The 25,361-nt window shown below is 65.1% G+C and carries 27 protein-coding genes; 12 read left to right on the top strand and 15 right to left on the bottom strand.

Going from position 1 to position 25,361, the window contains the following annotated elements; genetic code table 11:
• Positions 1–146: 146 nt before the first annotated feature.
• Complete coding sequence (locus ACJ70B_RS16160; protein ID WP_408958018.1) at positions 147–887, bottom strand: alpha/beta hydrolase family protein; 741 nt, start codon at positions 885–887, stop codon at positions 147–149.
• A 199-nt stretch (positions 888–1,086) separates the two neighbouring features.
• On the opposite strand from ACJ70B_RS16160, the gene ACJ70B_RS16155 reads away from it, so the two are divergent.
• The 4 genes from ACJ70B_RS16155 to ACJ70B_RS16140 all read left to right on the top strand — a co-directional run bounded on the left by ACJ70B_RS16155 (position 1,087) and on the right by ACJ70B_RS16140 (position 4,029).
• Positions 1,087–1,251, top strand: a complete 165-nt coding sequence (locus ACJ70B_RS16155; RefSeq protein WP_408958017.1) for a hypothetical protein — start codon at positions 1,087–1,089, stop codon at positions 1,249–1,251.
• Between the two features lie 335 nt (positions 1,252–1,586).
• Positions 1,587–2,654, top strand: a complete 1,068-nt coding sequence (locus tag ACJ70B_RS16150) for a glycerophosphodiester phosphodiesterase (protein ID WP_408958016.1) — start codon at positions 1,587–1,589, stop codon at positions 2,652–2,654.
• A gap of 107 nt (positions 2,655–2,761) precedes the next feature.
• The gene (locus tag ACJ70B_RS16145; protein ID WP_408958015.1) at positions 2,762–2,908 is read left to right on the top strand and encodes a hypothetical protein; all 147 of its coding nucleotides are present in this window, start codon (positions 2,762–2,764) and stop codon (positions 2,906–2,908) included.
• Positions 2,905–4,029: a tyrosine-type recombinase/integrase gene (locus ACJ70B_RS16140; RefSeq protein ID WP_408958014.1), complete on the top strand. Its 1,125-nt coding sequence runs from the start codon at positions 2,905–2,907 to the stop codon at positions 4,027–4,029. Before ACJ70B_RS16145 ends, ACJ70B_RS16140 begins: the two co-directional genes overlap by 4 nt.
• Positions 4,030–4,121: 92 nt before the next feature.
• Here ACJ70B_RS16140 and ACJ70B_RS16135 read toward each other — a convergent pair whose 3' ends face one another.
• Genes ACJ70B_RS16135 through ACJ70B_RS16095 form a run of 9 tightly spaced genes read right to left on the bottom strand, consistent with a single transcriptional unit; the run spans position 4,122 to position 12,566 of the window.
• Positions 4,122–5,942, bottom strand: a complete 1,821-nt coding sequence (locus tag ACJ70B_RS16135) for a Na(+)/H(+) antiporter subunit D (protein ID WP_408958013.1) — start codon at positions 5,940–5,942, stop codon at positions 4,122–4,124.
• Positions 5,942–7,915, bottom strand: coding sequence for a proton-conducting transporter membrane subunit (locus ACJ70B_RS16130; protein ID WP_408958012.1), 1,974 nt, complete (start codon positions 7,913–7,915; stop codon positions 5,942–5,944). The genes ACJ70B_RS16135 and ACJ70B_RS16130 overlap by 1 nt, the downstream gene beginning before the upstream one ends.
• Entirely contained in the window at positions 7,915–9,453 is a 1,539-nt protein-coding gene (locus ACJ70B_RS16125) for a proton-conducting transporter membrane subunit (protein ID WP_408958011.1), read from the bottom strand. The genes ACJ70B_RS16130 and ACJ70B_RS16125 overlap by 1 nt, the downstream gene beginning before the upstream one ends.
• Positions 9,446–9,817, bottom strand: coding sequence for a cation:proton antiporter subunit C (locus tag ACJ70B_RS16120; RefSeq protein ID WP_408958010.1), 372 nt, complete (start codon positions 9,815–9,817; stop codon positions 9,446–9,448). Before ACJ70B_RS16120 ends, ACJ70B_RS16125 begins: the two co-directional genes overlap by 8 nt.
• Complete coding sequence (locus ACJ70B_RS16115) at positions 9,810–10,319, bottom strand: MnhB domain-containing protein (protein WP_408958009.1); 510 nt, start codon at positions 10,317–10,319, stop codon at positions 9,810–9,812. The genes ACJ70B_RS16120 and ACJ70B_RS16115 overlap by 8 nt, the downstream gene beginning before the upstream one ends.
• Positions 10,320–10,859 (bottom strand): DUF4040 domain-containing protein, encoded by a 540-nt coding sequence (locus ACJ70B_RS16110; protein ID WP_408958008.1) that lies wholly within the window; start codon positions 10,857–10,859, stop codon positions 10,320–10,322. It abuts the gene before it with no gap.
• Entirely contained in the window at positions 10,856–11,260 is a 405-nt protein-coding gene (gene mnhG, locus ACJ70B_RS16105) for a monovalent cation/H(+) antiporter subunit G (protein WP_408958007.1), read from the bottom strand. Before mnhG ends, ACJ70B_RS16110 begins: the two co-directional genes overlap by 4 nt.
• Positions 11,257–11,535, bottom strand: a complete 279-nt coding sequence (locus tag ACJ70B_RS16100; protein WP_408958006.1) for a cation:proton antiporter — start codon at positions 11,533–11,535, stop codon at positions 11,257–11,259. Before ACJ70B_RS16100 ends, mnhG begins: the two co-directional genes overlap by 4 nt.
• Positions 11,532–12,566: a monovalent cation/H+ antiporter subunit E gene (locus ACJ70B_RS16095; protein WP_408958005.1), complete on the bottom strand. Its 1,035-nt coding sequence runs from the start codon at positions 12,564–12,566 to the stop codon at positions 11,532–11,534. The genes ACJ70B_RS16100 and ACJ70B_RS16095 overlap by 4 nt, the downstream gene beginning before the upstream one ends.
• A gap of 245 nt (positions 12,567–12,811) precedes the next feature.
• Here ACJ70B_RS16095 and ACJ70B_RS16090 point away from each other — a divergent pair, with 245 nt between their 5' ends.
• The 5 genes from ACJ70B_RS16090 to ACJ70B_RS16070 all read left to right on the top strand — a co-directional run bounded on the left by ACJ70B_RS16090 (position 12,812) and on the right by ACJ70B_RS16070 (position 16,964).
• On the top strand, positions 12,812–12,997 hold the full coding sequence (locus ACJ70B_RS16090) for a CbtB domain-containing protein (protein WP_408958004.1): 186 nt from the start codon (positions 12,812–12,814) through the stop codon (positions 12,995–12,997).
• Positions 12,997–13,752, top strand: coding sequence for a CbtA family protein (locus tag ACJ70B_RS16085; RefSeq protein ID WP_408958003.1), 756 nt, complete (start codon positions 12,997–12,999; stop codon positions 13,750–13,752). The genes ACJ70B_RS16090 and ACJ70B_RS16085 overlap by 1 nt, the downstream gene beginning before the upstream one ends.
• Complete coding sequence (locus ACJ70B_RS16080; protein WP_408958002.1) at positions 13,749–14,081, top strand: (2Fe-2S) ferredoxin domain-containing protein; 333 nt, start codon at positions 13,749–13,751, stop codon at positions 14,079–14,081. Before ACJ70B_RS16085 ends, ACJ70B_RS16080 begins: the two co-directional genes overlap by 4 nt.
• 104 nt (positions 14,082–14,185) lie before the next feature.
• On the top strand, positions 14,186–15,820 hold the full coding sequence (locus ACJ70B_RS16075; RefSeq protein ID WP_408958001.1) for a class I adenylate-forming enzyme family protein: 1,635 nt from the start codon (positions 14,186–14,188) through the stop codon (positions 15,818–15,820).
• 70 nt (positions 15,821–15,890) lie between these two features.
• Positions 15,891–16,964 (top strand): quinone-dependent dihydroorotate dehydrogenase, encoded by a 1,074-nt coding sequence (locus tag ACJ70B_RS16070; protein WP_408958000.1) that lies wholly within the window; start codon positions 15,891–15,893, stop codon positions 16,962–16,964.
• A gap of 29 nt (positions 16,965–16,993) precedes the next feature.
• Here ACJ70B_RS16070 and ACJ70B_RS16065 read toward each other — a convergent pair whose 3' ends face one another.
• The 3 genes from ACJ70B_RS16065 to allB form a co-directional block, all read right to left on the bottom strand.
• Positions 16,994–17,917 carry a hypothetical protein gene (locus ACJ70B_RS16065; protein ID WP_408957999.1) on the bottom strand — a complete coding sequence of 308 codons (924 nt, stop codon included), beginning with the start codon at positions 17,915–17,917 and terminating at the stop codon, positions 16,994–16,996.
• Positions 17,918–18,125: 208 nt separating this feature from the next.
• Positions 18,126–18,353, bottom strand: coding sequence for a hypothetical protein (locus ACJ70B_RS16060; RefSeq protein ID WP_408957998.1), 228 nt, complete (start codon positions 18,351–18,353; stop codon positions 18,126–18,128).
• Between the two features lie 111 nt (positions 18,354–18,464).
• Positions 18,465–19,835: an allantoinase AllB gene (gene allB, locus ACJ70B_RS16055; RefSeq protein WP_408957997.1), complete on the bottom strand. Its 1,371-nt coding sequence runs from the start codon at positions 19,833–19,835 to the stop codon at positions 18,465–18,467.
• 238 nt (positions 19,836–20,073) lie between these two features.
• Here allB and ACJ70B_RS16050 point away from each other — a divergent pair, with 238 nt between their 5' ends.
• The 3 genes from ACJ70B_RS16050 (at position 20,074) to ACJ70B_RS16040 (ending at position 24,160) form a co-directional block, all read left to right on the top strand.
• The gene (locus tag ACJ70B_RS16050; RefSeq protein ID WP_408957996.1) at positions 20,074–21,057 is read left to right on the top strand and encodes an NAD-dependent epimerase/dehydratase family protein; all 984 of its coding nucleotides are present in this window, start codon (positions 20,074–20,076) and stop codon (positions 21,055–21,057) included.
• A 459-nt stretch (positions 21,058–21,516) separates the two neighbouring features.
• Entirely contained in the window at positions 21,517–22,017 is a 501-nt protein-coding gene (locus ACJ70B_RS16045; RefSeq protein WP_408957995.1) for a helix-turn-helix transcriptional regulator, read from the top strand.
• 154 nt (positions 22,018–22,171) lie between these two features.
• Positions 22,172–24,160, top strand: a complete 1,989-nt coding sequence (locus tag ACJ70B_RS16040) for a hypothetical protein (RefSeq protein WP_408957994.1) — start codon at positions 22,172–22,174, stop codon at positions 24,158–24,160.
• 102 nt (positions 24,161–24,262) lie between these two features.
• Here the strand turns inward: ACJ70B_RS16040 and ACJ70B_RS16035 are convergent, their stop codons facing one another.
• Both ACJ70B_RS16035 and ACJ70B_RS16030 read right to left on the bottom strand, forming a co-directional pair.
• On the bottom strand, positions 24,263–24,766 hold the full coding sequence (locus ACJ70B_RS16035; RefSeq protein ID WP_408957993.1) for an ArsR family transcriptional regulator: 504 nt from the start codon (positions 24,764–24,766) through the stop codon (positions 24,263–24,265).
• Positions 24,767–25,104: 338 nt separating this feature from the next.
• A complete protein-coding gene (locus ACJ70B_RS16030) occupies positions 25,105–25,266 on the bottom strand; it encodes a hypothetical protein (protein ID WP_408957992.1) in 162 nt (53 codons plus the stop codon).
• Positions 25,267–25,361: the final 95 nt, after the last annotated feature.

Raw genomic sequence — 25,361 nt, 5'->3', positions numbered from 1 at the left:
CTTACACCGAACCCGCTCCGAAGTCTCCGAAAGGCAAACCGCCCCGCACGGACGTGTTTGTTTCATATATCGGAATAGGATTTATTCGTTCCCTCCCCCGTCACGTGGTCATCAAAGGGACAGCAACGCAGCGTTCGAGCGGCCGATCACGCTTGAGCGCCTGCCCACTCGAGCCAGCCGAACAACCGCTCGAGCAGCCGTTTCTCGCCGGCCCGTGAAAACCGGTGGCCTTCCCCTGAGAATCGCTCGACGAGGACGTCCGTCTCGAGTCGTCGAGCGGCCGCGAAGCTGTCCGCCGGAGCGACGGATTCGTCGTCGCCGCCGTGGAAGATCGCGACGGGGACTGCGAGGCTCCCCGCGACTTCGTCGAAGGGGTGTCGATCGAGCGCGTCGAAGAATCGATCGTCGATTCGCTCGCCGGTGTCGAACGTCGCCGCACCCGTTCGATCGACCGTCGCCCGGTAGTCGTCGAAGGCCCCGTTGAACGTCACGGGCGCACGCGTCGCGACCGCACGAACCCGGTCGTCCGCTGTGGCGGCGTGGAGCGCGACTTTCCCGCCGAAACTCGAGCCGAACAGGGCGTACGATCCCGGATCGAAGAAATCGACGACGCCGCGGAGATCGGCGAGGCGTGCCTCGAGGGTCGAGTCGACGAACGCGCCGTCGGAGTCGCCACAGCCCCGGGCGTCGAACCGGACAGCGTTGTACCCCGCCGTGACCGCTCGCTGACAGCGGTGCTCGTAACTGCCGGATTTATCGCTCCGCAGGCCGTGGCAGAAAAACAGCCAGTCGTCGGTATCGGCCTCGTGGTGGACGGCGGCGATCTCCGGAACCTCCGCCGCCTCAGTCGTCTCTCCCTCGATCGGAACGCAATGTCGGTCGGGCATATATTGACGGACGCGTTCGGTCGTCTTGACACCAATGTCACCGCTTCGACACGGAGACGGCGGAGTGACGAAAGACCGGTCCACGAACGGACGGGTGACCGTGTCCGCGGATTTGAGCCAAGCGATTCGAAGAAGCGATCACGTCGCTTTGGTACTTGTCGGCGCGTCGTTTATCGCTTTCCGCCGGGTTAAAACGACCATGACTCGCACGACCCACCAGTGTCAGTGTGGCGCGCGCCTCGAGTTCAAGCAGGACCTCGAGAAAGAGCCCGGGACGCCGACGCCGACCTGGAAGTGCCGAGACTGCGGAACGCCGGTGCCGGGGATGACCGCCGAGAAGATTAGCCATCAGGATCCGTCCTGATCTCCCGCTTTGGTTCCATTCGAGGAGGAAACTGCCGTTCGATTATCCGCGTGTCCGTCCGTCGACCGCTACTGCCGATCCGTTGTTTCCGTCGGCTGATCTTGACGTGGTGTGAAAGCCGTCTGGTAGTCGTCGTCACCCCGCGGACTCCTAAACTAAATATCGCTATATCAAATTGGCCGGTCGCCGTCGGGTAGACGGTCGTGTTCGCTCGAGGGAAAAGCAATCGCGTAACGGCCATCGAATGATAGGTTTTCGCATAGTGACGGGATCGAAGTCATATAGCACGGAATTATAATCGGCTTTATCGGCGAACGAGGTTGACCGATCCGGAAATGACTGACAACACCGAGACGGAGCGGCGGACCGCCCATCCAGACACGACCGGGAGCGCCTTGCGTCGACGAGCGTTCATCGCCGCGGCGGGCGCATCGGCGACCGGATTCGCTGGCGCTGTGAGCGCGACGCCCGGTCGCGGTAACGACCACGGGGATGTCGATACGGGACGGGATGACGGTGAGGAGACGCGCGGACCCGGCAGCCAAAGCGGAGACCCGAATCTGATCGCACACCGCGGTTTCGCCGGCCTCTATCCGGAGAACACCGTCGGTGCTGTTGAGAGCGCATCCCGCGGCGTCCCGGCGTCGTTCGCGCCGTCTCGTAGCGCCGACATGATCGAGATCGACGTCGTCCCAACAGCGGATTCCGATATCGTCGTCTTCCACGATGATCGACTCGCCGGACGCGATGGCGGCGAGCGCGGACTGACGGACGCCGAAGGCGTTGTCTGGGAGACCGACACCGAGACGGTCACGAGCGCCGAGGTCCTCGAGAGCGGTGAGACGGTGCCGCTGTTGCGAACCGTCTTTGAGGCAATTCCGACGGACGTCGGCGTGAACGTCGAATTGAAGAATCCGGGCTCGTTCGACGTGGCCTTCGCTGAATCGCTGTCGGGGGATGAACTCGAGGCCCAGAAGTCGCTTTGGCAGCCCTTCGTCGCGAGGGTCTTGAACGTCGTCGACGACGTCGATCACGAGGTTCTCTTCTCGTCGTTCTACGAGGCGGCGCTGGCGACGACCCGCGACGCATCGGAATACCCGGTTGCACCGTTACTCTGGAATTCCGTTCGCGACGGCGTCGAGATCGCGCGGCGGTACGACGCCGAGGCAGTCCATCCACCGTATCACATGATCCGGGGGACGCCGTTCTACGCCGACCGCCATCACGAGGAGGGCGCTGACTGGGCGGAGCTCGATCTCCTCGCGGTCGCACACGAGGAGAACAGGGACGTGAACGTGTTTACGCTCGATACGTGGTATCAAGCAGAACGGCTTGCGGCGGCCGGCGTTGACGGGCTCATCAGCGATCACGCCGATGTCCTTCGATTCGGCGCGAGCTACTGAGTCGCCGTCCGATCGGCGATAGACCCACCGTATCCGACCGTCGTTTTTTCCGACCCCGTGACACCGAAACACGGATTTAGCTCCGCAAGACAGTATTGACCGAAGCGATGAATCGTGGCGTCTCCCTCGTGATCCGTGACCGCGGTGGCCGCGGCGACCGCATCGAGCGAGCCGGCGGCGGACGGTTCGAACCCCGGCGGCAGCGACTCGACCCGGCCGCCGACGCGATTCCCGAACGGGTGATCGAACCGTGACCGACGTCGCGATCGCGGACGCCGTCGACGCGTACCTCCAGCGAAAGGCCGTCGGCGATCCCAACGGGTCGGGGGCAGGTACCTACGCCTCGAACGCCGAATCGATCCTCCGGCGATGGGCTGAGTGGCTCAAGCACGACCACGACCTCACGGCGATCGACGCCCTGGAGGTCGACCACATGCGCGCCTACGCTACGGAACTCCACCGGCGAACTGAACGCGGAGAGTACACGGCCTCGACCGCCGGCACCTACTACGCAGTGGTCCGAGCGTTCTGCTCGTGGTGTGTCCGCGGCGGCATCCTCGAAGCGAATCCCGCCGCGACCGACCGCGCCGAAACCGCACTACCGACCACCGAGGAGCGGCCGACGAGCGACTCCTGGACGGCCCAACAGCGCCGCGAACTCGAGCGCCACGTCCGCGACCGGGCGCTCGAAACGGCCGCTCACTCGGCGAGCGAGCGACGAACTCGGTTACGCGAGTACGCGATGGTGGCCGTCCTCGCCCACTCGACAGTCCGTGGGGCGGAATTATTTCGCGTCCCCGACGACGACCGGCGGACGGGTGCGACCTGGCAGGACGTCGATTTCTATACGGGAACGATCCGCGTCCTCGGGAAGTCCCAGCGCCTCGAGGACGTTCCGCTGCCGGCTCGCGCGCGGACCCCGCTGCGCCGGTATCGGGTCGTCCTCGATCCGCCATCGACCGACTGGCCGCTGTTTCCGACCGGCCACGCGCCCTCGATCGCCGCGCGAGTGCGGTCGGTCCTGCGCGAACGGGGATACGAGGACGCGACGATCGAGACAATGCTCGAGGACGCGACAGCGATGGAACTCGCCCGTGAGCGGTCGATCGCGCCGCCGGCGATCACGACGGAAGGCGCGCGGTCGGTGCTGCGCCGACGCTGTGACGCGGCCGGGATCGACGTCGACGGCGACTACCTGACCCCGCGGGGCGTCCGCCGGGACCGAACGGACGAGCCCTACCGGCAGGAGGCGACGGCCTCGAAGCCGACGCTGCGCGCGTCGGTCCTCGAGCAGGCGATCGCCGTACCGGCGGATCGACCGTCGAGCGCGGATATTGCCCCGCGCGACGGGAACGACCCCCCGGACACGGACTGACCGAGTGCGAGCCGACGGCATTCAGTAAGTAGGTCAGTCGATCACGCCCCGACTTCGTAGCGAGGTTCGTCGATCGTTTCTGGTCCGACGGCTTAGACCACGAGCAGCCACAGGACCACGGTCAAGACGACCGTCAGCACCAAGACGGTGGTGCCAATGCCCGCCCGGAGGTGGATCGTCGACGGCCGGCCGCCGTCGGTCGGTCGACGCTCGTCGACGTCGACCAGCGGGAGCCGGCGCGCGGCCGCGTCGACCGCCAGGACGGGATTGTTCCCGACCCAGTAACAGCGTTTGACGACGCCGACGACCGTGGCGTCGACGGCGGCGTAGGTCTCGGTGACCGCGAGCATCGACCACCGGCTGACGTAGTAGGTCGCGGGATAGACGACCATCACCGGGTCCTCGAGATCGAGCTTCGAAAGCGGCTTGCGGACGACGGCGAACGCGACGACCGCGATCGCGATCAGTATCCCCGAGGTCTGCAGGTGACCAAGACTGTACGGGTGAAGGTGGCCGTGTTCGGCCCCGCCGGCGTACGAGAACTCGAGGTGGTGAACCGTCGGTGCGAGGTCGGCAAGCCCCTGCCACCAGACACCGAGCAGGAGACAGGCCCCGCCGAGACCCAGCATCGCGACGGTTTGGCCGGGTTTGGCGTCGGCGACCTCGAAATCGCTCTCGCCGTGGAAGAAGACGTAGTAGCCGAGCTTGATAAACGAGAGCAGGGTCCCGATCGCGCCGAGATAGAGCAGCCAGTACAGCGCCTGATACTGGGGCTCGCCGTAGTAGTGAGGATCGGCAGCGTTGAAGAGCATCCCCTTACTGACGTAACCGTTGAAGCCCGGGATGGCGGTGATCGAGAACGCACCGAGGCCGTATCCGATGGCGGTCAGCGGCATCTCACGCCAGAGGCCGCCGAGTTCGTAGAGATCCTCCTCGCCGGTACGGTAGATGACGACGCCGACGGCCATGAACAGCAGGCTCTTGAAGAGGATGTTGTTGAGCAGGTGCGTCATCGCGCCGGCGACGGCGATGCCGGATGTCATCCCGATTCCGGCGATGATGTAGCCGAGCTGAGCCTGAATGTGGTAGGACAGCAGCGCTCGCATGTCGTGTTGTAGCAGGGCGAAGGCCGCGCCGTAGACGGCCATTAATCCACCCATGTACGCGAGGAACAGCGTTCCTTCGCCCTCGGGAAACGCCCGGTAGAGGACGAACGCGCTCGTCTTGGTCGTATAGACCGAGAGAAACACCGACGCCGCAAAGTGCGGTCGCGGGTAGGTGTCGGGCAGCCACGTGTGGAGGCCGATGAACGCGACGTTGACGCCCATTCCCAACACGGCGAGCAGTGCCGGGAGTCCGTCGGCGATACCCCCGTCGCTGTAGACGAACGTCCCGACCTGAATGTAGTGAGCCGCGACCGCGAGCATCACGAGCACGCCGCCGGTGCCGTGGAAGAGCGCGTACCGGAAACCGGCCCGAACCGCGTCCCCACCGTAGTGCCAGACCACCAGCGTGCTCGTCACGGCCATGAGCTCCCACATGAAGAGGAGCACGAGCCAGTCGCCCGCGAACGCCGCCCCGATCGACGAGGAAACGTACACCAACGCGAGGGCGGTCAGCGCCTTGCTGGCCTCGCTCGAGTAGGCGTAGATGACGCTACAGATCCCGAGGAAGCCGAGCCCGATCCCGATCATTCGGGAGAATTCGTCGACGTAGAACGGGACCACCTCGAATCCGAGGAATGTGCCGGTCAGGTAGTGACCTTCGGGGACGAATAGCGAAATCGCCAACACGGCTGCGAGGCTGAGCGCGCCGAGGGTGAAGCCGGCGATCCGCGGCAGGACGAACACGAGCAGCGCCGCCGCGAAGACCAACAGCGGCGGATAGGCCAGCGAGAGGAACTCGAGTTCCATCAGGCGCTCACCTCCGTCGCAAGCTCCGCGAACGGAACGGTCCCCAGCTCTTCGAGCGGCAGCCCGAAGACCTCCTCGACAATCTGGGTCGCTAGCTCGAGGAAGACGGCGTAGTCGGGGGCGACGCCGAGGACGATCGCACCGGTCGCGATGACGGCAATCGGGGCGAGCATGAGCCACGTGCTTTCCGCGAACGGCGAGCGACGCGGCCAGCCGTCGGCCGGCGGCCCGCCGGTGAGATGGTCGTCGTAGTCGCCGTGATGGTCGACGGTACCGACGCGTTCGCCTCGCGACTCGGGGTCGACATCGTCGGGAACCGTGTGGTCGCTTGGATACTCATCGACGGCGTACTCGTAGTCTTCCTCGCCGTCGGCCGACGCGGCTGTCTCGGCCGATCGGTCCGCCGCCGTATCGGTTCCTTCGCTGTCCGTCTCCTCGCCGTCGGCGTGGTGCTCCTCGCTACTCGCCTCACCGCCGTCCGTCGCGACGCCGTCATCGGACTCGGCCGTATAGGACTCGAAGAGACCGCCTCGTGGGAACTCGAGCAGCGGTTTGGCGTCGTGGTAGTCTTCGCTCTCGAAGAAGGCGGTGTAGACGACCGGCCAGAAGTAGGCGATGTTGAGGACGGCCGACAGCAGCAACGCGCCGGCGAACAGCCAGTACTCGCCGCCCATGGAGCCGGCCCCGATGAGCATGTAGAACTTACTGACGAAGCCGGCGATCGGCGGCAGGCCGGCCATGCCGGCCGCGCCGACGGTGAAGGCGGCCATCGTCAGCGGCATCCGCTTTCCGATACCGGCCATCTCGCTGATGTAGTCGGTGTGGGTCTCGACGTGGATCGAGCCGGCACAGAAAAACAGCGTGAGCTTCGCGAACGCGTGTGCGGGAATATGGAACAGCGCGCCGACAATCGCGTAGGGGTGCAACATCGAGAGCCCGAGCACGATATAGGAGAGCTGTGCCGTCGTCGAGTAGGCGAGCCGGCGCTTGAGGTGGTCCTTCCGCATCGCGATGATACTCGCCGCGGTCAGCGTGAACGCGGCCACGATCGCGACGGGAACGTTCAATCCGACCTCACCGATCCCCGGTACGTCGAGCGGGAGATCGTGAATGAGGCCGGGGCCGTAGACCTCGAGAATTACTCGCGCGATACCGAACGCGCCGGACTTGACGACCGCCACGGCATGGAGCAGTCCGGAGACGGGCGTCGGCGCGACCATCGCGTCGGCGAGCCAAGAGTGCAGCGGCATCAGCGCAGCTTTGACGCCGAACCCGGCGATGAGCAGGAAGAACGCGGCCTGTGCGTAGACCGGGTCGGTCTGGGCGGCCGCGGCCAGCGCGTCCATACCGCCGGCTTCGAAAGCGAGCGTCGGTCCCGCGATCGTCAGGCTGGTGAGCCAGTAGATCATGACGGTGCCGGCAAGCAGGAAGACACCGCCGCCGAAGAACGTGTACGTGACGTATTTCCGGCCGGCGATGCGGGCCTCGCTGTCCTCGTTATGGGCGACTAACGGATACGTGACCAGCGAGAGGAGTTCGTAGAAGACGAAGATCGTCACGAGGTTTGCCGCGAATGCGATCCCGACGGCGGCCGAGAGGCTGGCCGCGAACGACGCGAAAAAGCGCGTTTGGGCGTGCTCGTCGAGGCCGCGCATGTAGCCCACCGCATAAAAGGACGTGAAGATCCAGAGAAAGCTCGCGAGCAGGGCGAAGAAGATCCCCAGCGGATCGGCGCGTAGGGCGAAGTCGATCCCCTCGAGGAACTGGATCCCGGTCGACTCCGCGAGGCTCCACCGGAAGACGGTCCCGTCCATGACGGCGGGAAGCATGCTGACGACGATCCCGAACTTCGCGAGGGCGGCCAGAACGGACCAGCCCTCGCGTAGGTTCGGACGGCGATGCGACGCGACGATCAGGACGATCGCGACCGCCGACACAAGGACGGCGGCCAACGGTCGAATGTCTGCGACCATCAGTTGAACACCTCTGTAAGGAACGGCTCGAGTAAGTCGGCAATCGTGCCGCCCGCGAAGCCGAGCGCAACGGCCCCGACCGCGGCGATCACGACGACGGCGATCATACCGACGGAGACGGCGTCAGCCGACCCCTCGCCGCGGATCGCGGCGGCGGCGGTCGTTCCGCCGTCGGTCGCGGCGGGCCTCGAACGGGACGTCTCGACCGTCGGCGGCGTGAAGTACATCTTCTCGAGCAGGCGGGCGGCGTAGGCGAGGGTGAGCATGGTACTGAGGAAGATTACGGCGGCGACGGGCCACAGCTGCGACTGGACGGCACCCAGGGCGATGTACCACTTACCGACGAAGCCGACGCCCGGTGGGACGCCGACCAGTGCCAGCAGGAGGACGGCCATCGCGCCGGCGACGATCGGTCGGCGCTTTGCGAGGCCGGCGTACTCGTCGACGGTCCGTGCGCCGTGGCTCGTCGCGACGAGCGCGGCCGACAGGAAGAGGCCGGCTTTCAACAGGCCGTGGCCGAGCAGGTGGATCGTCGCACCGACGAACGCCGTCTCGGAGCCGCCGGCGATGACGACCCCGTAGGCGGCGATGACGAGCCCGAACTGCGAGACCGACGAGTAGGCGAGCATCCGCTTGACTCTGGTCTGGATCACGGCGAGGACGGTGCCCGCGAGGACGCTCACGCAGCCGATGGTGAGGACGATCGCGGCCGCGTTCCCCATCCCGGCCAGGTAATCGACGCCGAAGACGGTCACGATCAGCCGGCCGAAGGCGTAGGCAGAGGCCGTCGAGACGAGCGCGGCGATCAACGGCGTCGCGCCGTCGGGAGCCTGCTGGTAGGCGCTTGGCTGCCACGTGTGCAATGGCCACTGGGCGACTTTGGTGGCGAAGCCGACGGTGATGAACCCGAAGCCGGCCCGAATCAACAGCGGCCGTTCGGCAGCCGGAATCTGGGTCGCGAGTGCCACCATGTTGAGCGTCCCCGTGGCCATCAACAGGAAGGCGACGCCGATCAGGTACATCGACGCGGCGACGGTACCCAGAATCAGGTACTTCAGCGCGGCGACCGCCGACTCAGGGCCGTCGCCGCTGGCGACCAGCGCATAGGTCGCGATGCTCGTGATCTCGAGGAAGACGAAGAGGTTGAACACGTCGCCGGTCAGCGAGATGCCCAGCAGGCCGCCGACCAGCAGCAGGTAGGCGGTGTAGAACGTGTTCCCGCGCGGGCCGCCCCGGCGCGTGTACGCGAGGACGCCGGCGGCGACGGCCGTCACGAGCAGGACGATCAGCACCGAGAACTCGTCGGCGACGAGCTGGATGCCGAACGCCGGCTCGTAGCCGCCGAGCTCGTGGGTCACCTCCCCGTCCGCGAAGACGACGCTTGCGAGGGCGACCGCGGCGGCGAACAGGCCGGTCGTCGCGAGCGCGGCGACGCCCCAGCCGGTCCGGTCGTAGCGCAGGCCGAGCGCGATCGGCAGCGTCGCCGCGAGCAGCGGGACGACGATCAGCAGCGGGAGGAGCAGGTCGACGCTACTCATCGGCACGCACCTCCCGAAGCGTGTCCTCGCGGAGCGTCCCGTACTCCGCGTAGATGCGGATGATCAGAGCCAGCCCGACCGCCGTCAGCGCGATCCCGACGACGATTGCGGTCAGGACGATGACTTGGGGAAGCGGGCTCGCGACGAGCAGTTCGCCGGGGTTCTTCTCGGCGGGCACGATCGGCGCAGAACCGCCCTCGACGTAGGCCATCGCGACGAAAAACAGGAAGATGGCCGTCTGGAAGAGGTTCACCCCGATCAGCTTCTTCACGAGGTTCTCGCTGGCGATCACCATGTAAATCCCGATACCGAGCACCACGAACACCAGCGCGTACAGGTAGTAGTTCGAGAGGAACTCAATCATCGTCGCTCACCTCCCGGTCGTCCGACCGGCCGGTCCCGCCGGTCCCGCTCGGGCGTTCGGGCTCGAACCCCGCCGCCATCGAGAAGAACAGGCCGACCATGGTCCCCGAGACGATCAGCGCGATGCCGAGGATCTCGACGGCCTCGAGTCCCCATTTCGGTTTGACGTGGAAGGTTTCCTTGAGCTGATAGAACTCGAGGAACTCTCCGCCCAGCGCGACCATCGCGAGGCCGATCGCGCCGAAGATGACGACGCCGCCGGTGACGAGGCCGACGAGCAAGGAGTTGCGGAGCCACTGACGGGTCGGCTCAATCCCGAAGGCAAAGGCGAGCATGAGGACCGTGACGCCGACGATGGTGCCGCCCTGGAACCCGCCGCCGGGGGCGTCGCCTCCGTGGAAGGTCATGAACAGCCCGTAGGTGAGCGTAAACGGTGCGATGATCTTCACGGCGGTCATGATCACTTGGCTTTCGGTGTACGTATCGTCGTAAGAGTCTGCCATTCAGGCGAACACCTCACGTTTCAACACGAGCAGCGTTGAGACGCCGGCGGCGAAGACGACGACCGCCTCGCCGAACGTGTCGAATCCACGGTAGGCGGCCAGCACGGCCGTGACCGCGTTCTCGACGCCGGTCTCTTCGTACGTCTCCGTGATGTAGTGTTGGGTCACCTGGGGATCCGTCCAGACCGGCGTGTCGGTGATACCGACCGGGTACATCTCGGGGAGGACGACGGTACAAAGCAGGAGAACGAACGCGCCGACGGCGACGGCTCCCGGGACGTGGATCCGTTCTCTGAGTCCGTCGGTCGAGGGGCGTGTCGTCCGCGCGATCGTCAGCAACAGCAACAGCGTCGTGACGCCGGCCCCGATTGCGGCTTCGGTCATCGCCACGTCGGGGGCCAACAGGAAGGTATAGAGGATCGCCATACCGAGACTGTAGGCTCCGAAGACGATGATAACCGACAGCACGTCGCGAAACAGCACGGTCGCGACCGCAGTCGCGAGTATGAAGATCGCAAGTGCGTACGCGAAGGCGCTCACTGCGGGTCACCTCCCGTTCCCGCGTCGTGGTCCGTCGGCTCCGAACCTCGTCCGGAGGGTGCCGGCTCGGGGTCGTGCTCCGGCTCGCTCTCGTCGTCGGCGAGTCGCGGCTCGACGCCCGTCTCGGCCGCCGAACGTGCGATCGCGTGGGCCGCCGTCGGGTTCGTGATAAAGACGAAAAACAGCAACAAGACGGTGTACACCGTCGCGTGCTGCCAGCCCAGCGCCACCGCGACGCCGGCGAGGGTCAGCCCGGCCCCGAGGGTGTCCGCCTGCGAAGCCGTGTGCGTGCGGGCGTAGACGTCGGGAAGCCGGATGACGCCGACCGTCGCGACGAACGTAAAGAACACGCCCAGTCCGACGAAGACGACGGCAACCCAGAAGCGAAGGGCTTCGATCATAGCACCCCACCTCGCTCGACGGTGAACTTCGAAATCGCGATCGACATCAGGAAGTTCAGCAGGGCGTAGATCAGCGCGATATCGAGGAACCACGGCTCGCCGAGAGCCACGGTCAGCAACGCGAGGATGACGACCGTGTTCGTCCCGAGGACGTTCACCGCCAGTAGCCGGTCTTGGGTCGTCGGTCCGACGACGGCGCGATATAGCAATACGATCGCGAGGACGACGAACGCCGCGGCCGCGGAGAGGAAGACGTCCGCGAGCGGGGGCGTCATAGCTCGTCACCCCCAACGATCTCGGCGTCGTCGCGCTCCTCGGGTGAGGGGATCGCCGCCGACTCCCGGCCGTAGAAGACGAAGCGGATGCCACGCTCTAAGCCGCCGTCGAACAGGTCCTCCTGGGCGTCTGGGATCAGCGTGTGGACGAGCAACTCCTGGTTGGTGGCCCGAACGGTGAGGGTACCGGGCGTGAGCGTGATGCTGTTGGCCAGCGCGGTCAGGGGCAGGCCGCTTCGAACGCGGGCGTTGACCCGCGTCAGCGTGGGCTCGATCGGCATCGATGGCCGAAGCACTGCGGCCGAGACCGCGATGTTGGCCTTGAGGATTTCCCAGAGTAGGTACGGGATATACAGGACGAACCGCACGGTCCGGATCGGCGACTGGACCCGGTCCAGCGGCACCGAGAACGTCACCTGCGCGAGCGAGACCGCGGCGATAGCGGCGACCGCCGCGCCGGTGACGAGATCGAACCAGTAGGTTGGATCACCCAGGACGAGATAGAAGCCATACGAGATCCAGAACGTCGCGAATAGCCGGTCGAAGTCCTCGGTCCCGCCGACGAGCCGGCCGCGTCGAGCCGATCGCTCGACCGGTGCCTCGTCGTAGGCCAGCCCGATACGCTCGAGTTCGCGCTCCAAGGGCTGGAGGATTTGGGCGGTGACGCCGGGCTGGTACTCGGGGTCGATGACCACGCGGTCGATGGCGTGGTCGTCGGCGTAGGCGTCGAAGATCTCGGCGTAATCTCGCGGGCCGAAGAGGTACTCGTCGGCTCCGAGGGTCGCCGTCTCGATCGTCACGTCCGCGTCGCCCGCGTCCTCCTCGGCCCAGTTTCGCGCCCGCGAGAGCAGTTCCGCCGCGTCTTCGCGGTAGCGATCGCTTTCTGGGACGTCGGCGTCGTAGGGAAGTGCAACGACGAGGTGGCACTCGAGGGAGTCGGCGGCCTCGAGGCCTGCCTGGACGGCGTAGCCGACCGTCTGCCGAACGGTCACCGTGTCCGACAGCGGAACGAGTAGGCGTTCAACCGCCACGGCGTCTCCCCCCGGGTGACCGTTGGTGGATGTACATGGCTCTCGTTGTTAGTCGAGTGAAGCGGCAGCCGTAGGAAAACGATTTCGTTATCCGACAGCAGTCGTCCGTTTTGGCGAATTCATCCGAGATATTCGTGATGTTTTGCCCCGTTTCCGCCGCGTAGTCGACGAGGGACGAGTTGAGGGCCGGTCTCGGCCGATCGGTAGCTTTACAATCGTAGTTTCAGTATTGAAATCTGAGTTGTATGACTGCGACTGATAGCGTTCACGATCGGATTGGAACGGCGCGCGACGAACTCACCACCGGCCAACTGCTGGCCGTCTTCGCGTTCGCCGCGGCGCTTGCGTTCACACTGTTGTTCCTTCAGGAACCGCTGGCCCACGACGCGATGCATAATTTCCGGCACGCGGCCGGCGTCATCTGTCACTAATGCTCGTCGACTACCTCGAGCGAGGCGTCCTCGCCGGTTCGATCGCGGGTCTCGCTTACGGGGCCTACGTGGCGCTCGTCGCGAACCCGTTGATCGGCTACATGGAGACCGTGGCCGAGGGCGGCCACCACGGTAGCCATGCTCACGCTGCCGGCGAGCACGCCCACACCGGCGGTCACGTCGTAAGCGAGGCGACGACCGCAGCGGTCAGCGTCGGCGGCGGCGTCCTCTGGGGAATCTTGCTCGGCGGCGTCTTCGCGCTGGCGTTCTACTTCCTCGAGCCGGCCCTGCCCGGTCGCGGGAACGCGAAGGCCTACGTCCTGGCCGGCGCGGGCTTTTTCAGCGTCTCGGTCGCCCCCTGGCTCGTCCTCCCGCCGACGACGCCGGGTGCCGAACAGGCCTACACACCGACGCTGCGGATCGCGATCTACGTCGGGATGATGGCCGTCGGCGCGGTCGTCGCCGCGGCGTCGGTTCGAGGCTACGCTCGCGTCGCTCCCCGGGGCCGCACGCTCGGGGTAGTCGCGGCCGCAGTCCCGGCCGTCGCGCTCGCAGCCGTCACCGCGCTCGGCGCGCCGACGATCGTGACCGCCGGCGCGATGCCGACCGCTCTCGTTGCTGCCTTTCGTGGACTGACCGTCCTGAGCCAGGCCGCCCTCTGGGCGCTCGTCGCCGGCTGTTTCGGCTGGCTCCAGACGCGATCCGGCGTGCGACCGGCGACAGAGCGACGCGAGGAGCTGTTAATCAATCCATGAACGAACGGACCGAACAGCACCGCGAGCGCCTCTCGGCGCACGTCTTCGTCTGTACCAATGACCGCGATTCCGAGTACGCGAGTTGCGGCGCGGCCGGTGCCGAGGAGACGGTTGCGGCGGTCAAAGACTGGCTACGCGAGCGAGACGCCTTCTGGACGGCGGTCTCCGTCAGCACGACGTCGTGTCTGGGGCTGTGCAGCGAGGACGGAACGGCGATCACGATCCAGCCGCGAAACACCTGGTACTCGGACGTGACGCCGGCCGACGTTCCCGATCTGCTCGCCTCGGAGTTCGGCCCGGACGCAGAGCGGATCCGCGACGGAAACTGAGTTGCGGGCCGGCAGGCCGTCGCGTTGCCGGTCTGCGCTTCGCACGCGAGTCTCCGGGCGCACAACCGTTTTACCCCTGGTCTCCGATACCACGCGTGGTATCAATGCGCACGTGGCCAACCGAGACCATCTACGAGGGGATCGCAGCGGTCGCGGCGACCGCCCCAAACCGACGGGCCGTCGTCTTCGAGGAAACGACGTGGACCTACGAGGACCTGCTCGCAGAGAGTCGGGCGCTCGCCCGCGGACTCGCCGGACTGGGCGTTTCGGAGGGCGACGTCATCGCGGTCTGGCTGGGCAACCGGCCCGAGTGGATCGCCTGTCAACTCGCGGCCTCCGCTCTGGGCGCGACGATGGTCGCGGTCAACACCCGCTACCGGACCCGCGAGCTCGAGTACATGCTCGCGGACGCCGGTGTGCGCGTTCTGGTCACCGAAGACGAGCTGCTCGGCCGGGAGTACCACGAGATGCTCGCGACCGCGGTTCCCGAGGTCGCCGAGCAGTCGCCCGACGAGTTCGCTCCCGACTCGATCTCCGCGCTCGAGGCGGTCGTGAGCCTCGAGTCGGCGGCCGACCTCCCGGCGCTGCGAGCCTACGACGACGTGTGCGAGACGGGGCGAGCGCGTGATCGGGGCGAGCTCGAGCCCGCGACCGATCCCGAGGCCCCGGCGGCGATTTTCTACACGAGCGGGACGACGAGCGATCCGAAAGGGTGTCTCCAGTCGAGTCGGTCGCTGTTGAACCACTCGGCGCACGTCGCCGACCACCTCGGCGTGACCGACGAGGACGTCGCCGTCGCGACGCTGCCGTTCTGTGGCATCTGGGGCTACAACACGCTGTTTAGCGTCCTCGCAACGGGCGGTACGCTCGTCGCACAGACCCACTTCGATCCCGGCGAGACGATCCGACTGATCGACGAGTACGACGCCACCTATCTCACCGGGCTGGGCGTGATGTTCGAACGAATGCTCGAGCACGACGCCTTCGAGCCCTCGCGCGTCGAGACCGTCGACAAGGGCGTCGTGGGGTTCATCAGCAAGGGGTTCGACGCGGACCTGTTCGAGCGCATCGAGTCGAGGTTCGGCTTCCCGGTCGTCCAGCCCTACGGCCTCTCGGAGGCCAACAGCCAGCTCTTCGTCGGCGATCCCGCCGATCCGATCGAGCGGCGCAAGCGCGTCGGCGGGCCGCCGATCCATCCAGCTATCGAGGCGACGATCGTCGATCCCGAGACCCGCGAGGAACTGCCGGCCGGCGAGGAAGGCGAACTCGCGATCCGGGGCTACCCCCTGGCCGATGGCTACCTCGGGAAACCCGAGGCGACCGCCGCGGCCTTCGACGACTCGGGGTGGTTCTACACCGGCGATCTCGCCGCGATCGACGATGACGGCTACGTTTACTACCGCTCGCGGCTCGACGACGCCCTGCGGATCCGGGGCTTTCTCGTCGCACCGCGGGAGATCCAGTCGGCGGTCGAAGCTCACCCCGACGTGCGCTCCTGTGAGGTTGTCGGCGCGCCCCATCCGCGCCACGGCGAAGTCGCGGTCGCGTTCGTCGTCCCCGAAAACGACGGGCTGATCGCGGGGGAGCTCGAGGCGTTTCTCGATTCCCGCGTGGCCGACTACAAGGTCCCCGACGCGTTCGAGTTCGTCGACGAGTTCCCGACGACGGAGGGACCCAACGGGGAGAAGGTCCAGAAGACGGTGCTTCGTGAGCGGGTCGCGGATCGCTTTCGGGAATGAAAACCGACCGCGTGGCCCTTGCGCCCGGCATTTCGGGACGTTTACCTGGTAGCCGTTCGGACTGCCAATAATGACGCTGTATTCGCGGATTCGCCCCCTCGCGTTCAAACTGCCGGCCGAAACGGCCCACGACCTCGGCAAGCGGACGCTCCGGGCGGCCCAGTCGACGCGACCGACGCGGGCGGCGCTTTCGTACGCCTATCGGTACGACGATCCGGCCCTCGAGGTCGACCTGTTCGATACCACGTTTCCGAACCCGGTCGGCGTCGCCGCCGGCTTCGACAAGAACGCCGAAGTGACCCACGCCCTCGCGGCGCTGGGCTTTGGCTCCGTCGAGATCGGCACCGTCACACCCTACCCGCAAGACGGCAACGACCGCCCTCGGCTGTTCCGCCTGCGCGAGGACGAGGCGATGGTCAACCGAATGGGCTTCAACGGCCAGGGGATGGAGCGCGTCAAATCCCGACTCGAGGCCGATGGGACGCCAAATATCCCCCTCGGCGTGAACGTCGGGAAGATGAACTCCTCGAGCGAGCGCGAGGCGATCGAGGACTACCGGCGCGTCTTCGATCGGCTCTCGCCGTTTGCCGACTACGTCGTCGTCAACGTCTCCTGTCCGAACACGCCCGACGAGTTCGACGAGGCCTCGCCCGACCACCTCCGGGCGATCTTCGAGACGCTCGAGGCCGAAAACGACCGCGACGTGCCGATCCTCGTCAAGATCGGCCCCGACGAACCCGACGAGTCGATCTTCGATCTCGTCGACATCGTCCGGGAGTTCGACCTCGACGGCATCGTCGCGACCAACACCTCGACCAGCCGCGAGGGTCTCGCGTCGCCCCGCCGCGAGGAGTGGGGTGGGCTCAGCGGGAAACCGATCGCGGGTCGCTCGACCGACGTGATCCGGACGATCGCCGACTACACCGACGGCGATCTTCCGATTATCGGCGTCGGCGGCGTCGATTCCGCTGCGAGCGCCTATCGGAAGATCAGGGCCGGTGCCTCACTCGTCCAGCTCTACACCGGCTTCGTCTACGAAGGGCCGTCGACGGCAAAGCGGATCAACCGGGGGCTCGTGGCGCTGCTCGAGCGTGACGGCTTTTCGTCGGTCGAGGACGCGGTCGGCGCGGACCTCGAGTACTAATATAGACCCGGTACTGATCCGCAGCGGATCTACGAACGGCGAACGACCGTCGGGCCCGAGAGGGTCGCAACCGCGTCTGCGCCCCAGGCGTTGCGCTCCTGTTGGTCCTCGATCGGCTCCTTGAACGCCGAAACTCCCGACACGACCGCTTGCTCGGGGAGGCCGTCCGGGTCGATCATGTCGATGCTGCCGGCCGTCGACGAGTACGCCCAGAGTCGGACCGCCTTTCGAAGTGTGTTCAAATTGATATTCACGAGCTGATTCGCGATCCTCACGCCGTTATCGTAGATGGTGTCCGTCGTCTCGATCAAGTTCGCCGCCTCGAGGAGGCCCTCGTTCGGGGTCGCGAACTCGACGGTGTGTCGCTCGACACCGTCGGCGATGTTGGAATCCCGGAAGTCGACCTCGAGCTCGAGGGACGTGGGTCGGAACAGATTCCCTGACATTCCGGTCTCGGTGTGATACTCGGTGCTGAGCGAGCCGACGGCGTTCTGGCTCTCGACCGTCGTTTCGGTGCTTCGGATCGTCGTGCTCCAGCCGCCGCCATCATAGGAGGTGCCAGGGGTCTCGAGGGCGAGTCTGGCGTAGACTTCGCCGACGTCGCTTGGGTCCGCATCGGTCGCCCAACTGATGACGAAGGGGAAATCGACCGTATAGGAGTCGCAGTTGCCACCGAACAGGCCACAACCTCGCAAGGACTCGTTTTGGTGCATGAAAATTCCGTGCGCGTTCCACTGACCGTTGACGACACCGACCTGCTCCGGATCGAGCGGTGTCTCGTCCTTCTGGAATAGGGTCGGAACGCCCACCGAGCAGAGGAACCCGTCACCGGTCGCGGCGGAACTGAGTCCGGGGAGCGCCGTCGCTGCGAGGCCAGTACCGCCGACGGCCTTTAGCACGGTTCGTCGCAATCGATTCGAACTGTCGTCTACGCCGCTTGCTCTATCGGACATCGCGATCAAGTTGATATAGTTGTGTAATATTAAAACCTTCTAGCAGTGTTAAATAATGATACGTAGACTTGAGAAAACAGGGAGAGTCGCGTCTCGCTCTCGCCGGCCGCTGAGTACCGAGCGAACCGCAGCAGCGATCGGTAATCGCGGTGAAAACGGCTAGGAGTGCGAGGGCAGATAGCCCGTTACGACCGGCTCGGCGGGTGATTCAATCGGCCGGTTCCGGATCGCCGATCGCGTCGTCGAGGCCGTGGTGCTCTGCGGGACCGACGGCCTCGTCGGCGCGTTCCTCGTGAATCTCGCGCGTCGTGGAGTCGTCCTCCTGTGGTTCGACGACCGGATCAGTGTCGCCGTCGGTCACGGAGAGATACACCGATCGGAGCCGTTTGGTCTTGTCCGTCTGGCAGTCGTCGGCGGCGGCGTCTGCGTCGGTCATACTCGTTTCCCGTATCGGATCCGATGGAAGGGGTGACGAATATATACCGACTGCTTCTCTCATGAGTTGAGAACTGTCATGCATAACGACATGACGGTTCCGTTCGCCCGATCAGTCGGCGTCGATGTCGACGCGCGTTCCGTAGCCGGACTCGCCGACCACCTCGCCGTCCTCGGCGACGACCTCGCCGCGGACGACCGTCGCGACCGCTTTCCCTCGGAACGACTCGCCGTCGAACGGCGTCACGCAGTTCTTCGAGTGGAGGTCGGCGCTATCGGCCGTCCACTCGAGGTCGGGATCGACGATCGTGAAGTCGGCGTCGGTGCCGACCTGCAACGAGCCCTTCTCCGGATACATCCCCCAGACCTGCGCCGGGTTCGTCGAGTGCCGATGCACCCATTCCTCGAGCGAGAGCCGTCCTCGGTCGACGAAGGTGAGCATGGTTGGCACCTCGGTCTCGAGGCCGACGAAGCCCGAAATTGCGTCCCACGTGTTTCCGAAGGGGTCGTCGACCTTCTTCTCTTCGGGGGTGTGGGGCGCGTGGTCGGTGGCGATGCAGTCGATCGCGCCGTCGTCGATGCCGACTTCCCAGAGCCGGTCGCGTTCCTCGGCGTCCCGAATGGGCGGCTGGACCCGCGCGACGTTGCCCTTCTCGCGCATGACGTCCTCGGTGAACCAGAGGTAGTGGGGCGTCGTCTCCGCGGTCACGTCGACACCGCGATCCTTGCCGCGGGCGACGGCCTCGGCCGCAGAGCCCGACGAGACGTGGAACATGTGGACCTTCGCGCCGGTCTCCTCGGCGAAGGTGATCATCCGCTCGACGGCCTCCCGCTCGGCGATGACGGGCCGGGAGTGGGAGTGATCGATGGGGTCGTTCCGTCCTTCGGCCTTGAACTGCTCCGTGTAGTGGTCGATGATTTCGCCGTTCTCCTCGTGGAAGCCCAGGCGCTTGCCCGTCTCGCGGATTTGCTCCATCGCCTCGAGAATTTCGCCGTCGTTCGGCGGCGGCACGTCGCCGACCGTCGACCCGAGGAAGATCTTGAACCCGAGCGGGCCGACCGCGTCGATCTCGGGAATGAGATCGAGATTCTCGCTCGTGACCACGGCGTAGCTCTGGAAGTCGACGTGGGCCGCGGCCTCGCCGCGCTCGAACTTCAACTCGAGGTGCTCGGGCCGGTCGATGACCGGGTCCGTGTTCGGCATCCCGACGACGGTCGTGACGCCGCCGGCGGCGGCCGCCCGTGTCGCGGACTCCCAGTCTTCCTTGTACTCGAGGCCGGGCTCGCGGTTGTGGATGTGGCAGTCGACGATGCCCGGCACGAGGACGTTCCCCTCGCCCTCGAGGACGCGATCCGCGTCGGGAAGCCGGTCGCTCCGACCGACGGCGACGATGGTTCCGTCCTCGACGGCGACGCCCGCGTCGGGGGTCCGCCCCGCGGGCGTGACGACGGTACAGTTGCGCACGACGAGATCGACGGTCATTGCCGTGGAGTTGCCGAGGGCGGCGCATATAGCTTCCCCAAACTGCTCGAGTGCACGCCACGCCCCGCCCGCCGGAGTTCGCCGGCGTCGACGGAAGCCGGTCGTGTCACCGCCTGCTGCGATCTCGATCGAGCCCGAGACAGAGAGGCTGTAAGCAGCGCCTTCCGCCGGCTCGAGCGTGAATTCGCAGGGGGTACGAATCGGATACTAAACAGCGCGGTGCTGGTAGCGCCGAGCGATGGACACGCCAGCGATCCGCGATAGAACGATACTCGTGACCGGCGGTGCCGGGTTCATCGGCAGCCACCTCGTCGACGCCCTGACGCCACAGAACGAGGTTCGGGTGCTCGACGACTTCACGACGGGCGACCGGACTCACCTCTCCGACGACGCGACGGTGATCGAGGGCGATATTCGCGACCCGATCGCCCTCCAGCGGGCGGCCCGCGGCGTCGACCTCATCTTTCATCACGCCGCGCTCGTCAGCGTCGCACAGAGCGTCGACGAACCTCGGCAGAGCAATCGGACGAACCTCGAGGCCAGCCTGCTCGTCCTCGAACAGGCCCGTCAAGAGGACGCCCGGGTCGTCGTCGCCTCGAGCGCGGCCGTCTACGGCCATCCCGACGAACTGCCGGTCTCCGAGACGGCAGGGATCGAGCCGACGTCGCCCTACGGCGTACAGAAGGGGGCGCTCGATCGATACACCCGTCTCTACGAGGAACTGTACGGCCTGCCGACTGTCGCTCTGCGCTACTTCAACGTCTACGGCCCGCGCCAGCGGGGTCCCTACAGCGGCGTCATCTCGACGTTCATAGAGCAGGCGCGAGCCGACAAGCCGATCACGATCGAGGGCGACGGCCAGCAGAGCCGCGACTTCGTCCACGTCCGCGACGTCGTCCGGGCGAACCTGCGGGCAGCGACGACCGACGCCGTCGGCGAGGCGTACAACATCGGAACGGGAACGCGGACGGCGATCGCGGACCTCGCCGAGACGATCCGCGACGCGACCGGTTCCACCTCGCCAGTCGTCCACCGCGAGCCTCGAGTCGGCGATATTAGACACAGCGGTGCGGACGTGTCCAAGGCGAGCCGTGAACTCGGATTCGACGCCCGCATCGGCCTCGAGTCGGGGATTCGATCGCTGGTCGGTGCGTCGGAACCGGCCGGGCAGGACGCCGGCACTGTCCGAGAGCCACACAGCGAACCCGAGTCGCACAGCTAACGGTTCGCATCGGACCGTCCTCGAATCCGGCGTGCTCTTCGTTCGTGGGCCGCTGTGGGCTCTCGAAACCGGTCGGCGACACGCGTCCCGACGGGGTACGGTCGCCCGTGTTCGATTCGATGAGGGTCATCGAATCGTTTGCTTACTGACTGAATCCGGGGCGAATCCGTGCTAACCGTTCCAAACGTACGGTCGAGTTTATTCGGTTCGTCGAACAAAGGCCCCCCATACCATGACTGAGACGTCTCTTACTGGCACAGGTCTCGTTGACGCGGTTCCACCGCCGAAGGAACGCCCGTATACGATCACCTCTGCGTCGAATTCGTTTGAGAAACTGACAGTGAGGGTGCGTTGAATGACAGTCGAAATCATAACAGCAGATGGGTTATAAAAAACAATTTGTAAGGCGGTCACGACGGTACAGGACATGAATCACGTAGACACAGCCCCCAAACAGCCATGAGCATCCGCCGACGAGTTTCCACGGCCACCGATACGTTCAGTCCGTCGACCAGCGGAGCGGCCGCCGCTTCGATCGTCGCGGGTCCGCGGCCGGAGCTCGTCTCGGCGTTCGTCCGCCCGCTCCAGTTAGACGGCAATGCGCACCTGGCGGCACTCGCCGGAATGGTCGCGCTGGCGCTCCTCGGTGTGATACTCATCGTCCGCAACCGATACGAGGACCCGCCGACGCTGGCGAACGAGACGGACTCGGACTACGAGGAGTTCATGACCGATCAGGAACGCGTTCGTCAACTGCTCAGGGAAAACGGGGGCCGAATGAAGCAATCGAGAATCGTCGACTCCGTCGACTGGTCCAAAGCGAAAGTCAGCCGGTTGCTCGCCGACCTCGAGGACGACGACCAGGTCACGAAGCTCCGGCTCGGACGGGAGAATCTGGTCTGTCTGCCGGGACACGAACCGACAGCGTCGAAGTCGCCCGAACAGGCAACCGACGATTAGCGCGAGACCGTTCCTCTCAACAACCGTTGTTTTCCGCGAACGAACGGACCACTAAATACGCCGCCGCTGGGCCGTAGTATCCAATTTCTCACCGTAATGGTTCCGCCGGTTTATCCGCCGAAACGACGACGAGACTGATGCCTTCAGGGCAACCATGAACGCACGCAAACAGTTACTCGTCGTAATCACCGCGCTGATGCTCGTGGGCTCGAGCGGGGCGATGGTCGCCGCTGCGTCGGGCGGCGGGACCGTCGACGAGAGCGCACAGGTCAGCGAAGACGAGTACGAACCGACAAACGATTCGACAAACGATACGGGAGAACAGAACGCGACGGATAACGAAACCGTCTCCGACGACGACGCCGCACTGGAGAACGAGACCAATGAAACGCAGAGCGCGTACGTGACGTTCGACGATCAGACGACCGAGGGCGAGACGGTCGTCGTCGCGAACGCCACGCTGGCGAGTCCCGGTTTCGTGACGATCCACGATAGCAGCCTCCTCGTGGGTAACGTCGTCGGGAGCGTCGTCGGCACCTCGGACTACCTCGAGGCGGGCACGCACGAGAACATCACGATCACGCTCGACGAGCCACTCGAGGAAGACGAGACGCTGATCGCGATGCCGCATCGCGACACCAATCAGAATCAGACGTACGACTTCGTCGAGACGGACGGGCAGGCGGACGGACCGTTTCTCACGTCCGACGGCGAACCGGTGACCGACCAGGCGGTCGTCACCGTCGAACAGGCCGCTGACGAGGAGCCGACCGATAACGTCACCGACGACGAACCGATCGGAGACAACGTCACTGAGGAAGAGCCGACCGATAACGTCACTGACGACGAACCGGCCGAAGACAACGTCACCGACGATGAACCGATTGGTGACAACGTCACTGACGATGAACCGATCGGAGACAACGTCACCGACGATGAACCGATTGGTGACAACGTCACTGACGACGAACCGGCCGAAGACAACGTCACCGACGACGAACCGATCGAAGATAACGTGACGGAAGAAGAGCCGGCCGAAGACAACGTCACGGACGAGATACCGGTCGACGAAATGCCGATCGGCGAAATGCCGGCCGACGCTGAGGATCGGCCGATCTTCGTCACCGTGGAGAACACGACGATAGAAGAGCTGAACGTCGAGAACGTGAGCGTTTACGTTCTCGTCATCAGTCCGGACATCAGTGCCGACGATCTGCCAGATCAAATCGACGGCATCACCGATGGAATGCCGACCGAGGATAACGTCACGGAAGACAACGTGACGGAGGAGGAACCGGTCGATAACATCACCGAAGAAGAGCCGACCGACAACGTGACGGACGAAGAGCCGTTCGAAGAGAACGTTACTGAAGAGCCGTTCGAAGAGAACGTTACCGAAGAGCCGCCTTCGGTAGAGGAAAACATCACCGAGGACAACCTCACTGAGGACAACCTCACTGAGGAGGAGCCGGCCGAAGACAACGTCACCGACGACGAACCGATCGGAGACAACGTCACTGAGGAAGAGCCGGTTGAAGACAACATCACCGAAGATAACGTCACCGACGACGAACCAATCGGAGACAACGTCACTGAGGAGGAGCCGGCCGAAGACAACATCACCGAGGACAACGTGACCGAGGAGGAACCGGAAGCAGCCGAAACCTTCAACGTCACTAACCTCGAGGCACCCGACAGCGCCACTATCGGTGAGAACATCACCGTGACGGCGACCGTCACGAACCCGACGGACCAGGAGCGGACCGAAGCCGTCCAGTTCCGTCTCGACGGTGACCTCGTCACCGAGCAGAACGTGACGCTCGAGGCCAATGCGAGCGAGGACGTCGAGTTCGAGGTCAGTACGGCTGGCCTCCAGACCGGCGAATACGTTCACATGGTTCTAACTGACAGATCCGGCGAAGTCGCGATGATCGAACTGACCGAGTCGGACGACATCGGCGAGACCGACGGCCTCAACGAAACTGACGGTCTCAATGAGACAGAGGACGGGCTCAACGAAACTGACGGTCTCAATGAGACAGAGGACGGGCTCAACGAAACTGACGGACTCAACGAGACTGACGGTCTCAACGAAACCAACGGGCTCAACGAGAGCTCGGCCGCGCTCGGGTTACTGGGCTGAGCGGGAGACACCACGGACAGCGCGTCTTTTCTCGCCGCCGTATCGCGACAGTGTTGTGATGGCGGTTTTCGAACGCTCGACACGGCCCGTTACCGACCCCTGTCAACCGAGGAGCCGATAGAGGGCGCTCGCGGCGATCGCGAGGAAGATGAGCACGCTCGCGAGGACCGGATCGATAGTCGAGAGCACCGGGAGGCCGAGTCCGGCTAGTGCGATGACGGCGAGACCGAGGAGACAGAGGGCGAGGTGAACCTGCAGGACTCGCGAGTGATCGTCGTTGTGGCCGTCGACGTACCGGAGCACGTCGTCGAAGTGACGGCCTGGCCGGATCGTTTTGGCATCGGAGTCGTACTCGATCACGGCGTCCTCTTGAAGCTGGGGGAGGTGCGTCTGTTGGAGAGAGACGTAAACGCTCTTGTACAGGTTGTTCGGCACCGGAGAGGTGTCCGATTCCGTCGCGGCGATCTCGTTCGCTATGTCGGAGACGTCGACCTTGCTGCCTTCGTCCGCGAGTAACTGGACGATAGCCCGACGTCTATCGTTACCGAGGATGTGAAACACCTCGCTCTCTTCGAGCGGCTCAGTTCTGTTCGTTTGAACTGACATCGATCAGAGAGAGAGGGCACCGATTCTCGAGTGACAGTCCACCACCAACGACCATGTCACCACACTTCTCCAACCACGAACTTTAACTTTTGCAGGTTACGCTCTCATCTGCTTCGGCCGGCGACCTCGGTGTGTCCTCGAACGATCGTAAGCGGAAGGTACAGTACCGGGGTTTCTGTCGCTCGAGCGTCCGCCGCGACAAGCTGTCGGAAGCGGACGAGTGCCGACCTAGAGCGTGCATCGCCGGTCACCGAGGTGGCCTACCGGCGACTCGTCGGACGATCTGGACTCGAGCGAAAATGGGTATCGACTGTCGCGGCTGACGGACAAACGGAGCGTCAGTCACCGGGGAGGTGACCGCCGGACTGCATCTCGCGATACGTCGTACAGGACGGGCAACCGTGGACGACATCGCCGTTGTCACCGAAGACGCGAGCGAACTGCTGCGTGACGTGGGTCCCGCAGTTTCGACACCGTGGGCCGGCTGTCGACGATTCCATGGGTTTCCAGTCGTGTTGATGGGAGTTCATGGTTTGAGGGGGTGTACTCGGCCGAGTCTCGCGCGCTGCCGACCGACCGAAGCCATCGGCCGCTG

Origin of the sequence: Natrinema sp. 74 (genome assembly GCF_046097095.1) — an archaeon.
Taxonomy (GTDB): domain Archaea; phylum Halobacteriota; class Halobacteria; order Halobacteriales; family Natrialbaceae; genus Natrinema.
The sequence above is the reverse complement of the archived record's forward strand: the minus strand, read 5'-3'. Positions and strand labels throughout refer to the sequence as shown.